The sequence below is a fragment of the Streptomyces sp. KLMMK genome (genome assembly GCF_036961605.1).
Classification (GTDB): domain Bacteria; phylum Actinomycetota; class Actinomycetes; order Streptomycetales; family Streptomycetaceae; genus Streptomyces; species Streptomyces telluris.
Genome location: NZ_JBAMDC010000171.1, coordinates 1 through 13,528 on the forward strand (window position 1 = coordinate 1; position 13,528 = coordinate 13,528).

The following is a 13,528-nucleotide window of genomic DNA, read 5'->3' on the forward strand; positions in this document are numbered from 1 at the left end:
CCGCCGGCACCCGCGACGTGCCCGACGGCCCGGGCGCCGCGGGCACCAGCGAGAAGGGCGACGTCTACGGCCGCATCGCCATCTCGCTGACCGTGCTGTCCTTCCTGCTGCACGCCGGCTCGGTGCTCACCCGGGCGCTGTCCGTGGAGCGGGCGCCCTGGGGCAACATGTACGAGTTCTCCACGACCTTCGGCGTGACGGTCGTCGGCGTCTACCTCGGCCTGCTGGCCTTCAAGAAGAACGTGCGCTGGCTCGGCCTGCCGCTGATCACCACGATCCTCCTCGACCTCGGCCTCGCCGTCTCCGTGCTCTACACCGAGAGCGACCAGCTCGTCCCGGCCCTGCACTCGTACTGGCTGTGGATCCACGTCTCCTGCGCGATCCTCTCCGGCGCGGCTCTGTGGGTCGGCGCCTGCTCGACCCTGCTCTACCTCTTCCGCGACGGCTACGAGGCCCGCCTGGTCGAGGGCCGCACCGGCGCCGGCCTGCGCCGCTACCTGAACGAGCTGCCGCAGGACCGCAAGTACGCCCGCCTCAAGGCCAAGCTCGCGCTGCGCACCGACAACCCGATGTCGCGCCTGCCCTCGGCCGCCACCCTCGACAAGCTGGCCTACCGCATCAACGCGACGGTCTTCCCGCTGTGGACCTTCACGATCGTCGCGGGCGCCATCTGGGCCGAGGCCGCCTGGGGCCGCTACTGGGGCTGGGACCCCAAGGAGGTCTGGTCCTTCATCACCTGGGTCGCCTACGCCTGCTACCTGCACGCCCGCGCGACCGCCGGCTGGAAGGGCCGCAAGGCCGCCTACATCGCGCTCGCCGCGTTCGGCTGCTACATCTTCAACTACTACGGCGTGAACATTTTCGTCACCGGCAAGCACTCCTACGCCGGCGTCTGAGCGGTCACCCGCACCCCGCACAGCAGCCCCCGTACGGCCCGTTTCCCGCCCTCTCCGGAGCGCGGGAGGCGGGCCGCGGTGGTAGAGCTGGACCCATGGAGATCCCCTCCCTCTACGGCAAGTCCGAGCCCCGGGGCGAGGACAGCCACCTGCTGCGCTACGAGCTGTCGCTCCCCTTCCCCAAGGCCGAGGTGTGGCTGGCCATCGCCACCCCCGAGGGCCTGCCCACCTGGCTGGCCGCGGCCGAGCCCTTCGAGCAGCGCGAGGGCGGGTCCATCACCCTGCGCTGGCAGAACACCGACGAGGCCGGGAAGGCCACCGTCGCCCCCGGCCGCGTCACCGCCTGGCAGCCGCAGCGGCTGGCCGAGTACACCGTCGACATCCACGGCCGGATCCGCTTCGAGCTGGAGGACGCCCCCGCCAGCGTCGGCGGCACCCTCCTGCACTTCACCAACGAGTTCACCGGCCCCGACAACGTCCGCCTGGACTGCCTGGCGGGCTGGCACCACCACTTCGAGTACCTGCTGGAGGCCCTGGCGGGCCGGCCCGCCGACTGGTCGGGGTGGACCCTCGAACGGTGGCGGAAGCTGCGCGCGGAGTACGAGCTGCGCGGCTCCGGCGACCCGGGCGAGCCGCCGGGCGGCAAGGCCGGCTGACCACCCCCGCCACCGCGCCGCCGGTCAGCGCCTGCGCCGGCTGCCCTTCTCCTGCTCCGGCGGCTGCTGGCGGGCGCCCGGCAGCGTGGGCTTGGGCAGGTGGGCGACCTTCCAGCGGGCCTCGTCGAGCTGCGCCTTGGTGTCCGCGGGCAGCCGCGGCGGCCGCGGGGCCTTGTCGGTGAAGCCGAAGGCCGACGTCAGGTCGCCGAAGGTGCGGCGGCGCCAGGCGCTGATGTTCGGCTCGCGCACACCCGTCCACACCTCCAGGAAGCGCAGCACCGAGGTGTGGTCGAAGGCGTCGCCCGCGACCCAGCCGCCCACCGTCCACGGCGAGACGATCAGGCACGGCACCCGGAAGCCGCCGCCGATCGGCAGCCTGCCCACGAACTCGTCCGCCGTGCCGTCCGGGGGGACCGGCGGCGGCACGTGGTCGAAGAGCCCGTCGTTCTCGTCGTAGTTCAGGATGAACGCCGTCTTCGCCCACACCTCGGGGTTGTCGGCGATGGCCTCGATCTTCTTCGCCACGTAGTCCGCGCCGGCGGCCGGCAGGTAGCGCGGGTGCTCGGACTGCGCGGCGGTCGGGATGATCCAGGAGACGGCCGGCAGCCGGCCGTTGCGGGCGTCGTCCTCGAAGGTGCCCGCGGGCAGCCGGCGCATCCCCCGCTCGTACAGCGGGTCGCCCGGCTTGGCGTCCTTGAACCGGGCGAACTGCTCCAGGAGGTTGCAGCCGTAGTTGTCCTCCTCCTGGTAGACGCGCCAGCTGACGCCCGCCGCCTGCAGCCGCTCGGCGTAGGTGGTCCAGCGGTACGGGGAGGGCGCGGTGTTGTCGATGACCGGGCCGCCGTGGGTGGCGGCGGGGTCGATGGTGCCCGTCATCCAGTAGAGCCGGTTGGGCCAGGTGGGGCCGAGGACCGAGCAGAAGTAGTTGTCGCAGAGGGTGAAGGTCTCGGCGAGGGCGAACTGGAAGGGGATGTCCTCGCGCGTGTGGTAGCCCATCACGTACGGGCCGTTCGCCCCGTCGGCCTTGCGGTGCGCCGGCATCCAGCGGTCCATCCTCCCGCCGTTCCACGCCTCGTGCTGGACGGCCCAGGCGTGGCTGGTGGACGGGATGGCCTGGGCGCTCGTCTTCTGTGTGTCGAGCCGGAACGGCAGCAGATAGCCGGCCGGGTTCTTCTCGTCCGGCTGGTGGAAGACGTCGCGGCCGCCCGGCAGCTTGATGGCGTCGGGGTCGGCGAACCCCCGCACACCCTTGAGGGTGCCGAAGTAGTGGTCGAAGGACCGGTTCTCCTGCATGAGCAGGACCACGTGCTCGATGTCGCGCAACGAGCCGCTCCGGGCCGGTCCGGCGGCGACCGCCCGCCGCACGCTCGGCGGCAGCAGCGACAGTGCCGCGGCGCCGCCCACGGCGCCCGCGGCGGAGCCGATGAGTCTGCGTCGGGTCATGTCGGGCATGGCGTGTGCCCCTCTCCCTGGAGTCGCGTGAGGCCTCAGTGTGGCCTGTCGGACTCTCCCGGCACGGGTGTGTCAACGGCAGGAGAGGGGGCGTGAACGGGGTGCCAAATGGCCGTGAAGAGGGACGAGTTGATCTCTGGGGCGGCGTACGGCGGCCGGGATCGGCTTTTCTTATTACCCGATCGGGCGATGGGCGGCTACGCCGTACGGCGGGTGACTGCCGTGACACCGGGTGACGGCCGGACGGGCGAATCCTCCGACCGGCCGTCAGGGCGCGGCTGCGGGGCGGATCCGGGGGCGGGACTCCGGGGCAGGATCAGGCCGCGGGCGGCGGGTCGCCCTGGTCGCGCCGGAGCGACTTCAGGAACTCGGGGTTGTCGTCGGGCGCGACCCACTGCCGCTCACCGCCGCGCCCGTGCCCGCGCGACCCCGCCGCGGCGCGCGGACGCCCCGCGATCAGCCAGGCGACCGGCCCGATCAGCACCTCGCCGAAGAGCAGGATGACGAACACCCAGACGATCTTCGGCAGGCCCCGGACCTCTTTCTCCGGGGTGTTCAGGCAGTCCACGAAGGCGTAGATCCACAGCGCCAGGATCAGCAGGAACGGCAGATACCTGAGCATGTCGGACGGCTCCCCGGGAACGGCGGTACGGGCCGCTCGGCGGCCCCGATACCGGTCCAGCGTAGTGCGTGCTTGATACTGGAGCGCATGGCTTACGACGACCTTCGCTCGTTCCTCCGGGCGCTGGAGCGCGACGGCGACCTCAAGCGCATCAAGGCGGAAGTCGATCCGTACCTGGAAATCGGCGAGATCACCGACCGGGTGAACAAGGCGGGCGGCCCCGCGCTGCTCTTCGAGAACGTCAAGGGAGCGGACATGCCGCTCGCCATGAACGTCTTCGGGACCGACCGCCGGCTGCTCAAGGCGCTCGGCCTGACGTCCTACGACGAGATCAGCGACAAGATCGGCGGTCTGCTCAAGCCCGAGCTGCCGCAGGGCTTCGTCGGCATCCGCGAGGCGTTCGGCAAGCTCGGCGCGATGACGCACGTGCCCCCGCGGAAGATCAAGGACGCTCCGGTGCAGGAGGTCGTCCTCACCGGCGACGACGTCGACCTCGACCAGCTGCCGGCGCTCTTCACCTGGCCCGAGGACGGCGGCTCCTTCTTCAACCTGGGCCTGACCCACACCAAGCACCCGGAGACGGGCGTGCGGAACCTGGGCCTGTACCGCCTGCAGCGCCACGACAAGCGCACCATCGGCATGCACTGGCAGATCCACAAGGACAGCCGCAACCACTACCAGGTCGCCGCCAAGCGCGGCGAGCGGCTGCCGGTCGCCATCGCCTTCGGCTGCCCGCCGGCCGTCACCTACGCCTCCACGGCGCCGCTGCCCGGCGACATCGACGAGTACCTCTTCGCCGGCTTCATCTCCGGCAAGCGCATCGAGATGGTCGACTGCAAGACCGTTCCGCTGCAGGTCCCGGCCAACGCCGAGGTCGTCATCGAGGGCTGGCTGGAGCCGGGCGAGATGCTCCCGGAGGGCCCCTTCGGCGACCACACCGGCTTCTACACGCCGCAGGAGCCCTTCCCCGCGCTGACGATCGACTGCGTGACGATGCGCAAGCGGCCGCTGCTGCAGTCCATCGTGGTCGGCCGCCCGCCGACGGAGGACGGCCCGCTGGGCCGGGCCACGGAGCGGTTCTTCCTGCCCCTGCTGAAGATCATCATTCCGGACATCGTGGACTACCACCTGCCGGAGTCCGGCGGCTTCCACAACTGCGCGATCGTCTCGATCGACAAGAAGTACCCCAAGCACGCGCAGAAGGTCATGCACGCGATCTGGGGCGCGCACATGATGTCGCTGACCAAGCTGATCATCGTGGTGGACGCGGACTGCGACGTGCACGACCTGCACGAGGTGTCCTGGCGGGCCCTCGGCAACACGGACTACGCCCGCGACCTGACGGTCGTCGAGGGCCCGGTCGACCACCTCGACCACGCCTCGTACCAGCAGTTCTGGGGCGGCAAGGCGGGCATCGACGCGACGGCGAAGTGGCCCGAGGAGGGCTACACGCGCGACGGGGGGTGGCCGCACATGGTCGAGTCCGATCCGGAGACGGCGGCGAAGGTCGACCGCAGGTGGAAGGAGTACGGGCTGTGACGTCCGCAGCGGAAGGGGTCCTCGATCCGGGCCCGGCGCCGTCGAGCGGCAAGGTGAAGGCGTTCCTGCGCCTGGTGATGATCGAGCACTCGGTCTTCGCGCTGCCCTTCGCCTACATCGCCACCCTCACCGCGATGTTCCGCACCTACGGCAACGTCCACTGGACGCGGCTGCTGCTGGTCACCGTCGCGATGGTGGGCCTGCGCACCTTCGCGATGGCCTGCAACCGCATCATCGACCGCGAGATCGACGCCCGGAACCCGCGCACCGCGAACCGCGAGCTGGTCACCGGCGCGGTGTCCGTGCGCTCGGCGTGGACCGGCGCCGGCATCGCCGTCTTCTTCTTCCTGGGCGCGGCGGCCCTGCTGAACCCGCTGTGCCTGGCGCTGGCCCCGATCGCGGTCGTGCCGATGGTGGTCTATCCGTACGGGAAACGATTCACCGACTTCCCGCACGCGATCCTGGGCCTGGCCCAGGCGATGGGCCCGGTGGGCGCGTGGCTCGCGGTGACGGGGGAGTGGTCCTGGGAGGCGGTGGTCCTGGGGCTCGCGGTGGGCGTGTGGATCGGCGGCTTCGACCTGATCTTCGCCTGCCAGGACGTGATGGCGGACCGCGCGCACGGGGTGAAGTCGACGCCGGCCCGCTTCGGCGTCCCGGCGGCGCTGCACGGCGCCCGCGTGTGCCATGTGATCACCACGGGCCTGCTGGCCTGGTACGGGGCGATCACGGACGCGGGGGTGTTCTTCTGGGTGGGCCTGGCCGTCGTGGCCGGCGCGTTCCTCTACGAGCACACCATCGTCAAGCCGCACGACCTGTCCCGCCTGAACAGGGCATTTTTCACGGTCAACGGGTTCATCGGCATTGCGCTTTTCGTGTGCGCCCTGCTGGATCTGGTGGCGCGGGGGCTCGGCGTCTAGCCGGGACCGCCTCGCGCGGGCGCTCCCGGGCCTGCGGCTAGGCTCGGGGGCGTGGAGCCGTACGAACGAGTAACGCAGCGCCCGGAGCGCCGGCCGTGGGTGGTCGGGGTGTCCGGGGCGTCCGGTACGCCGTACGCCGCCGCCGTGGTGCGGGGGCTGCTGGCGGCCGGGGAGGCCGTCGACCTGGTGGTGAGCCGCGCGTCACGGCTGACGCTGCTGGACGAGACCGGGATCAAGTTCCGCGACGCGCACTGGCAGGACGACCTGCGCGAGTGGCTGGCGCTGGGGGCCGACGGGAAGCCGCAGTTCGGGGAGGCCGTTCTCGGCGACGTCCGGTTCTGGCCCGCCGGGGACCTCGCCGCGGGGCCGTCGTCCGGCTCGTACCCGGCGAAGGGGATGCTGATCGTCCCGGCGAGCACGGCCTGTGTGGCCGGGGTGGCGCTGGGGCTGTCGAAGGACCTGCTGCAGCGGGTCGCGAGCGTGACGCTGAAGGAGCGGCGGCCGCTGGTCGTCGCCGTGCGGGAGACGCCGCTGAGCGGTCAGACGCTGCGGCAGCTGGTGGCGCTCGACGAGGCGGGCGCAGTGGTGCTGCCCGCCTCTCCGGCGTTCTACGCGGGTGCGACGCACATCCAGGATCTGGTGGACTTCGTCGCGGGGCGGGTGCTGGATGCGGCGGGTGTGCCGCACCGGCTGTACCGCCGGTGGAAGGGAGAGCTGGGTGGTGCGCGCTCCCCGGAGGGGGACTAGCGCTTCTTGGCGCGCGCGGCCCGGCTGACGCTGCGGGCGGCCCTGGCCTCGGCGCGGCGCTCGGCGGTCTGGTGGGCACGCGAGCGGTTGGCCAGGTCCTGCATCTCACGCATGCGGGCGTAGGCCATCTCGATCGTGTACACGGTTACGTCACTCCTGAAGGATCGTCGTTGATCTAGCGAGTTGAGCGAAGATTTGCGGGCTGTGAAGCCCTACATGCCTTAGATTCTACATGAAACGCGGCGAGTTCGCCGATTATTGAAAGGTGCCAGGTTATGGACGCGGTGGACAGGCAGCTCATCCAGGCCCTCCGGGAGAACGGCCGGGCCTCGTACGCGGAACTGGGCCGGCTCGTGGGCCTCTCCGGGCCGAGCGTCACCGACCGGATCAACCGCCTGGAGGCGGCCGGCGTCATCACGGGGTACCGCGCGACCGTCAACGCCGCATCGCTCGGCCTCGGCGTCACCGCCCTGATCGGCCTTCAGCTGTCGGACAGCGCCGACCACGAGGACGTGGCGCGCCGGCTGCGGGACCTGGCCGAGATCGAGGACTGCTGGTTCATCGCGGGCGACGACTCGTACATGCTCAAGGTCCGCGTCAGCGACGTGGACGGCCTGGAGCGCACCATCCGCCGGCTCTCCGGCACCAAGGGCGTGGCCCGCACCCGCACCACGATCGTGCTGTCCACGAAGTGGGAGAACCGGGTCGGCGAACTGCCGGACGAGGCGTAGGGATACGCTCGGAGAGTTGCGTAAAGCGGAAGTATCGGAGAGGCGGACGTCATGGACGCGGGGCTCAAGCGCGAGCTGGAGGAGAAGGTCCTCGCCGGGGAGCGGCTGACCCGTGAGGACGGCATCGCCCTCTACGAGTCCGACGACCTGGCCTGGCTGGGCGGGCTCGCCCACCACGTCCGCACGCAGAAGAACGGCGACGTCGTCCACTTCAACGTCAACCGTCATCTGAACATGACGAACGTGTGCACGGCGTCGTGCGCGTACTGCTCGTTCCAGCGCAAGCCGGGCGAGAAGGACGCGTACACGATGCGCATCGAGGAGGCCGTGCGCCTCGCCAAGGCGATGGAGAGCGAGAACCTCACCGAGCTGCACATCGTCAACGGTCTGCACCCGACGCTGCCCTGGCGCTACTACCCGCGCTCCCTGAAGGCCCTCAAGGAGGCGCTGCCGAACGTCTCGCTGAAGGCCTTCACCGCCACCGAGATCCAGCACTTCGAGAAGATCTCCGGCCTGCCCGCCGACGAGATCCTCGACGAGCTGATCGACGCCGGCCTGGAGTCGCTGACCGGCGGCGGCGCGGAGATCTTCGACTGGGAGGTCCGCCAGCACATCGTCGACCACGACACCCACTGGGAGGACTGGTCGCGCATCCACCGCCTGGCGCACTCCAAGGGCCTCAAGGGCCCGGCGACGATGCTCTACGGCCACATCGAGGAGCCGCGGCACCGGGTCGACCACGTCCTGCGGCTGCGCGAGCTGCAGGACGAGACCGGCGGCTTCCACGTCTTCATCCCGCTGCGCTACCAGCACGACTTCGTGGACATGAAGGACGGCAAGGTCCGCAACCGCCTGCAGGCCCGGACCACGATGGCGACGGGCGCCGAGGCGCTGAAGACCTTCGCGGTCTCGCGGCTGCTGTTCGACAACGTGCCGCACGTCAAGGTGTTCTGGGTGATGCACGGTGTGCAGACCGCGCAGCTCGCGCTGCAGCACGGTGCGGACGACATGGACGGCTCGGTCGTCGAGTACAAGATCACGCACGATGCGGACAACTACGGCACGCCCAACAAGCTGACGCGTGACGATCTGCTGGAGCTGATCCGCGAGGCGGGCTTCCGCCCGGTGGAGCGGAACACCCGCTACGAGATCATCCGCGAGTACCCCGGACCGGACGCCTCGCTGCGCGAATCGCCGCAGCCGATGCGGGTCTGAGATCCACTTCGGGGCGTGCTGTACTGGTTTGACTGAAGAGCGTGCCCCCCCTTCGGTCGTCGTCGAGAAGAAGGTCCCGTCCGTGAGTAGCCAGAAGTACGCGTCGCTCCGTTACACCGCCCTGCGATTCGGCCTGCTCATCGGCTGCTTCGCCCTCGTCTACGTGCTCTGCTACGCGCACGTCATCCCGCTGGGCGTGGGCAGCTCGAACCTGATGTGGATGGTGCTGCTCTCGCTGATCCTGTCGGCGCCGCTGAGCTGGGTGCTGCTGCGCAAGCAGCGCGACGCGATGTCCGTGCAGATCGTCGAGCGCGTGGACCGGGCGAAGGAGCGCATCAACTCCAACGCCGCTCAGGAGGACGGGGCGTGACCGACGAGGTGTAACCCTCGTCACGTTTGCCCGATTTTTCGCCGATGCCCCGGCGTGGAGCTTTCCGCTCCACGCCGGGGCATCCGGCGTTTCAGGGGGTGCGCGGGAGTCTCGTGGACCCAAAGAAGACCTTTGGGCTCCTCAAAGTCCGAGTGTTAACGTATTGGACATGAAGACAGCAGCAGCGCACCAGTTCCCCACGGGCCCCGTGCTCGTGGCGCGCCTGCACGTCGATCTTTGCCGCTGTGTCTCCGCGGCCTGTTGTCGCCGCTGACGCCATGTCCACCGCGGCCGGAGATCCTGCGCAAACGGATTTCCCCGGCGCCTCACGCCCTTTTTCTTCCGTCTGTAACCGGAGCTTCCGTTGTCATCGACACCCCCGTCCCCCACGGCGTCCCTGCGCGGGCGCATACCCAACGTCCCGTTCTGGGCCCAGATCCTGCTCGGTCTCGTCCTCGGTGCCCTGCTCGGCTGGGCCGCCAAGAGCGGTGACATCTCCTGGCTCTCCACCACGCTGGGCAAGGTCGGCGACATCTTCGTCCAGCTGCTGATGCTGGTCATCGCGCCGCTGGTGTTCTTCGCGATCCTGGTGTCGATCACCAACCTGCGGAACGTCTCCAACGCCGCCCGGCTGGCCACCCGCACCCTGATGTGGTTCATGATCACGTCGCTGATCGCGGTCGTCATCGGCCTCGGCATCGGCCTGCTCACGGACCCGGGCGCGGGCACCGGCCTGACCGCCGCCGACGGCGCCGAGCCCAAGAAGCACGGCTCCTGGATCGACTTCCTCACCGGGATCGTCCCGACCGACATCGTCACGCCCTTCACCGAGCTCAAGGTCCTGCAGATCGTCTTCATGGCCGTGGTCGTGGGCGTCGCGATCCTGAAGGTCGGCGAGAAGGCGCAGCCGGTCCTCACCCTCAGCCACTCCGTGCTGGAGCTGCTGCAGAAGGCCCTGTGGTGGGTCATCAAGCTCGCCCCGCTGGGCACGCTCGGCCTGGTCGGCACGGCCATCTCCACGTACGGCTGGAACCTGCTGAGCAAGTACGCGACGTTCACCGCGGACATCTACGTGGGCTGCGCCATCGTGATGTTCGGCGTGTACCCGCTGCTGCTGGCCGGCGTCGCCAAGGTCAACCCGCTGCAGTTCTTCAAGGGCGCCTGGCCGGCCATCCAGCTGGCCTTCGTCTCCCGCTCCTCGGTCGGCACGATGCCGCTGACGCAGAAGGTCACCGAGCGGCTCGGCGTGCCCAAGGAGTACGCGTCCTTCGCGGTGCCGTTCGGCTCGACGACCAAGATGGACGGCTGCGCCTCGATCTACCCGGCCATCGCCGCGATCTTCGTCGCGCAGGTCTTCGACGTGCCGCTGGAGGTCAAGGACTACATCCTGATCGCCTTCGTCTCGGTGATCGGCTCGGCCGCGACCGCCGGCCTGACCGGCGCCACGGTGATGCTGACCCTGACGCTGTCGACGCTGGGCCTGCCGATGGCGGGCGTGGGCCTGCTGCTGGCGATCGACCCGATCGTGGACATGATGCGCACCGCCACGAACGTTGCAGGTCAGTCGGTCGTGCCGATCCTGGTGGCCGCCCGGGAGGGGATCCTGGACCGCGCGGCGTACGCGACAGCGGACGGTTCCCGCCTGGAGGACGGCGAGTCCCGCGTGGACGCGCAGCCCCAGCCCGTGGCCGCCTGACGGGATCTTGACTGACCCGTCCGTAGGGAGTGGACCGAACGGCCCTACCCCGCATCCCTCCACCCCGTAACATTACCTGCCGGTAACGTGACGGGGGCGGAGGGATGTTTGTCGTGAATGCTGCACAGACCGACGTACTTCAGGCCCAGGGGAAGCCGAAGGGCAGGACGAAGCGCATGCCGCGGGAGGTGCGCGAGCGCCAGATGCTCGACGCCGCGGTGGCGGTCTTCGCGCGCCGCGGGTACAGCTCCGCGTCGATGGACGAGATAGCCGAGCTGGCCGGGGCGTCCAAGCCCCTGGTCTACCTCTACCTGCACTCGAAGGAAGACCTCTTCAGCGCCTGCATCCGGCGCGAGGCGGAGGCGCTCATCGCGGCCGTCCAGGCGGCTGTGGACCCGGGTGCTCCGGCCGACCGGCGGCTGTGGAACGGGTTGCTCGGGTTCTTCGCGCACACCGCCGCGCACCCCGACGGCTGGGCGGTGCTGCACTGCCAGGCACGCACCCACGGGGAGCCCTTCGCGCTGGAGGTGGCCGCGCTGCGGCAGCGGCTCGTGGACGTCGTCACCCGGCTGATCACGGAGACGGCCGAGGCCGGCGGCTGCACCGAGCCGCTGCCCGAGGTCGAGGTCGCGGGCCTCGCCCACGCCCTGGTGGGCGCGGCCGAGTCGCTCGCCGGGTGGTCCAACGAGCGCGACGGCACCGGCTCCTGCGAGCGGCGGACGGCGGAGACGCTCATGAACTTCGCCTGGACGGGGCTGGAGAACCTGAGGAACGGGCGGCGCTGGGCGCCCGCCCGTTCCTGACGTCGGCGGAGTCCGGGCGCGGGGCCGGCGGCCCGCTCAGCGCCGCACGTCCTTGCGGCGGCGCGCGGTGAGCACGCCGGCCCCGCCGAGGACTCCCGCCGCCGCCAGCGCGCCGCCGATGAGGGCGGGGTCGGTGTCCGGGAGCTCCTGGGGCGCCTCACCGGCGGCGACGCCGCCCTTGGGGGGCGTTTTGCCGCCGGCGTCGCCGCTCTCCCGGTGATCGCCGGTCTTGTGAGCGGTCTTCTGTGCGGTCTTCTCCGCGGCCTTCCCGGTGCTCCCGGTGGCGGTGTCGCGGGCGGCCTCGCCGTTCCTGCTCTTGACGGTGGTCCGGGTGATCAGGCCGGTCTTCCGGTCGAGGGTCACCTTCAGGCCACCGTCGAGGGTGACGGAGGGGGCGGAGGCGGTGAGCGTGGCGAAGACGAAGCCGTCCGGGCCGGTGACGACGGCCTTGTAGGAGCCCTCGCCGAGCTTGGTGATGACGGCGTACTTGCCGTCCTTCAGCTGCACGGTGCGCCGTGAGCCGCCGGTGTCGCCCTTCCGGGCGTCCTGCTTCGTGTCGTTGCCGGTGTTCCTGGCGGTTTCCTCGGCGGTGTCCGGTCCGGAGCTCGCTGCGGACGTCGTCCCGGAGGCCGTGCCCGGCGCGCCGGCGGTGCCGCCGCCGTCGGCGGCGAGCGCCGCGGTGGGCACGGCGACGGCGACCGTGCCGGCGAGCACGGCGCCGGCTATGGCGCTACGGAGTGCGGTGCGGGTGCTTCGCGTGGTGTTCATGGCCACGACGCTAAAACGGGCGCAACGGGGCACGTATCGGCAAAACGGGCAGACGGCGGGTGGCCGTAAGGACTAGCGGCGGTCTGGAGGGAGCGGCTCCCGAGGCGTAGATTGCCGCCATTTACCGCCCAGTAGGGAGCCGCACGTGTCCGTACCGCACCGCGTCGCCCCACCCCGCGTCACCGTCGTCGAGGGAGTCGTCCGCGAGGCGTACCTCCCGCCGCTCGTCCCGCCCGTCTCCCGCGGGTCGCTCGGCGACCTGCCCTTCGACAACGCCGCCGAGGCCCCCGCCGACCCCGTCCTCAGCCGCAAGCAGCCCGACGGCACCTGGCGCGACGTCAGCGCCGCCACCTTCGCCGCCGAGGTGCTCGCCACCGCCAAGGGCCTGATCGCCCACGGGCTGCGGCCCGGCGACCGGCTCGCCATCATGGCCCGCACCCGCTACGAGTGGACGCTCCTGGACTTCGCCGCCTGGGCCGCCGGGCTGGTCACCGTCCCCGTCTACCCCACCTCCTCCGCCGCCCAGGTCCGCTGGATCCTGCACGACTCCGGGGCCGCCGCCTGCGTCGTCGAGGGACCGGAGCAGACGCGGCTGGTGGAGGCCGAGCGCGGCGCCCTCCCGGGCCTCGCCCACCTGTGGGAGTTCGACGCGGGCGCTGTCCCCCTCCTGACGGCCGCGGGCCGTGGCCTGCCCGGCACGGCCGTCACCGAGGCGCGTGCCACTCGCGGCCCCGACGACATCGCCACCCTCATCTACACCTCGGGCACCACGGGCCGTCCCAAGGGCTGCGTCCTCACCCACGCCAACTTCTTCACCGAAGTCGACAATTCCACCGAGCTGCTGTACCCCGTCTTCAAGGCCGCCGGCAAGGCGCCCGCAGCCACGCTCCTCTTCCTGCCCCTCTCGCACGTCTTCGGCCGGACCGTCGCCGTCGGCTGCATGCGCGCCCGCGTCCGCGTGGGCCACGCCCCCTCCCTGCGCACCGAGGACCTGCTCGCGGACCTCGCCGGCTTCCGGCCCACCTTCCTGCTCGTGATCCCCTACGTGCTGGAGAAGGTCTACAACACCGGCCGGGCGACCGCCGAGAAGCTGGGGCGCGCCGCCTCCTTCGACCG

At 70.7% G+C, this 13,528-nt stretch carries 15 protein-coding genes; 11 read left to right on the forward strand and 4 right to left on the reverse strand.

Annotation, left to right across the window (positions count from 1 at the left end):
* Nucleotides 1-896, forward strand: an 896-nt coding sequence (ccsB, locus tag V7793_RS22240) for a c-type cytochrome biogenesis protein CcsB (RefSeq protein ID WP_336009183.1), incomplete at its 5' end; no start/stop codon positions are given.
* 95 nt (nucleotides 897-991) lie between these two features.
* Nucleotides 992-1,552 carry an SRPBCC domain-containing protein gene (locus tag V7793_RS22245; protein ID WP_336009185.1) on the forward strand — a complete coding sequence of 187 codons (561 nt, stop codon included), beginning with the start codon at nucleotides 992-994 and terminating at the stop codon, nucleotides 1,550-1,552.
* A gap of 24 nt (nucleotides 1,553-1,576) precedes the next feature.
* On the opposite strand, the gene V7793_RS22250 is transcribed toward V7793_RS22245, so the two are convergent.
* Both V7793_RS22250 and V7793_RS22255 read right to left on the reverse strand, forming a co-directional pair.
* Complete coding sequence (locus tag V7793_RS22250) at nucleotides 1,577-3,004, reverse strand: phosphocholine-specific phospholipase C (RefSeq protein WP_336009187.1); 1,428 nt, start codon at nucleotides 3,002-3,004, stop codon at nucleotides 1,577-1,579.
* 316 nt (nucleotides 3,005-3,320) lie between these two features.
* Nucleotides 3,321-3,626 carry a PLD nuclease N-terminal domain-containing protein gene (locus V7793_RS22255; RefSeq protein WP_336009189.1) on the reverse strand — a complete coding sequence of 102 codons (306 nt, stop codon included), beginning with the start codon at nucleotides 3,624-3,626 and terminating at the stop codon, nucleotides 3,321-3,323.
* A gap of 87 nt (nucleotides 3,627-3,713) precedes the next feature.
* Here V7793_RS22255 and V7793_RS22260 point away from each other — a divergent pair, with 87 nt between their 5' ends.
* The 3 genes from V7793_RS22260 to V7793_RS22270 are packed head-to-tail and all read left to right on the forward strand — an operon-like array spanning nucleotide 3,714 to nucleotide 6,829.
* Nucleotides 3,714-5,165 carry a menaquinone biosynthesis decarboxylase gene (locus V7793_RS22260; RefSeq protein ID WP_336009190.1) on the forward strand — a complete coding sequence of 484 codons (1,452 nt, stop codon included), beginning with the start codon at nucleotides 3,714-3,716 and terminating at the stop codon, nucleotides 5,163-5,165.
* Nucleotides 5,162-6,082, forward strand: coding sequence for a menaquinone biosynthesis prenyltransferase MqnP (gene mqnP / locus V7793_RS22265; protein WP_336009192.1), 921 nt, complete (start codon nucleotides 5,162-5,164; stop codon nucleotides 6,080-6,082). The genes V7793_RS22260 and mqnP overlap by 4 nt, the downstream gene beginning before the upstream one ends.
* 51 nt (nucleotides 6,083-6,133) lie before the next feature.
* On the forward strand, nucleotides 6,134-6,829 hold the full coding sequence (locus V7793_RS22270; protein WP_168093788.1) for a UbiX family flavin prenyltransferase: 696 nt from the start codon (nucleotides 6,134-6,136) through the stop codon (nucleotides 6,827-6,829).
* Here the strand turns inward: V7793_RS22270 and V7793_RS22275 are convergent.
* Complete coding sequence (locus V7793_RS22275; protein WP_168093789.1) at nucleotides 6,826-6,972, reverse strand: hypothetical protein; 147 nt, start codon at nucleotides 6,970-6,972, stop codon at nucleotides 6,826-6,828. The genes V7793_RS22270 and V7793_RS22275 overlap by 4 nt on opposite strands.
* A 132-nt stretch (nucleotides 6,973-7,104) precedes the next feature.
* Here V7793_RS22275 and V7793_RS22280 point away from each other — a divergent pair, with 132 nt between their 5' ends.
* The 5 genes from V7793_RS22280 to V7793_RS22300 all read left to right on the forward strand — a co-directional run bounded on the left by V7793_RS22280 (nucleotide 7,105) and on the right by V7793_RS22300 (nucleotide 11,644).
* Nucleotides 7,105-7,560, forward strand: coding sequence for an Lrp/AsnC family transcriptional regulator (locus V7793_RS22280; protein ID WP_168093790.1), 456 nt, complete (start codon nucleotides 7,105-7,107; stop codon nucleotides 7,558-7,560).
* A 51-nt stretch (nucleotides 7,561-7,611) separates the two neighbouring features.
* Nucleotides 7,612-8,775 carry an aminofutalosine synthase MqnE gene (gene mqnE / locus V7793_RS22285; RefSeq protein WP_058047614.1) on the forward strand — a complete coding sequence of 388 codons (1,164 nt, stop codon included), beginning with the start codon at nucleotides 7,612-7,614 and terminating at the stop codon, nucleotides 8,773-8,775.
* 82 nt (nucleotides 8,776-8,857) lie between these two features.
* Nucleotides 8,858-9,145, forward strand: a complete 288-nt coding sequence (locus V7793_RS22290; protein ID WP_168093791.1) for a DUF4229 domain-containing protein — start codon at nucleotides 8,858-8,860, stop codon at nucleotides 9,143-9,145.
* A 364-nt stretch (nucleotides 9,146-9,509) separates the two neighbouring features.
* Nucleotides 9,510-10,841 (forward strand): dicarboxylate/amino acid:cation symporter, encoded by a 1,332-nt coding sequence (locus V7793_RS22295; protein WP_336009197.1) that lies wholly within the window; start codon nucleotides 9,510-9,512, stop codon nucleotides 10,839-10,841.
* A gap of 104 nt (nucleotides 10,842-10,945) precedes the next feature.
* Nucleotides 10,946-11,644, forward strand: a complete 699-nt coding sequence (locus V7793_RS22300; RefSeq protein WP_443057966.1) for a TetR/AcrR family transcriptional regulator — start codon at nucleotides 10,946-10,948, stop codon at nucleotides 11,642-11,644.
* Nucleotides 11,645-11,680: 36 nt separating this feature from the next.
* On the opposite strand, the gene V7793_RS22305 is transcribed toward V7793_RS22300, so the two are convergent.
* Nucleotides 11,681-12,412, reverse strand: a complete 732-nt coding sequence (locus tag V7793_RS22305) for a hypothetical protein (RefSeq protein WP_336009199.1) — start codon at nucleotides 12,410-12,412, stop codon at nucleotides 11,681-11,683.
* A gap of 145 nt (nucleotides 12,413-12,557) precedes the next feature.
* Between V7793_RS22305 and V7793_RS22310 the strand changes: the two genes are divergently transcribed.
* A partial coding sequence (locus V7793_RS22310) for an AMP-binding protein (protein ID WP_336009201.1) occupies nucleotides 12,558-13,528 on the forward strand: 971 nt, incomplete at its 3' end.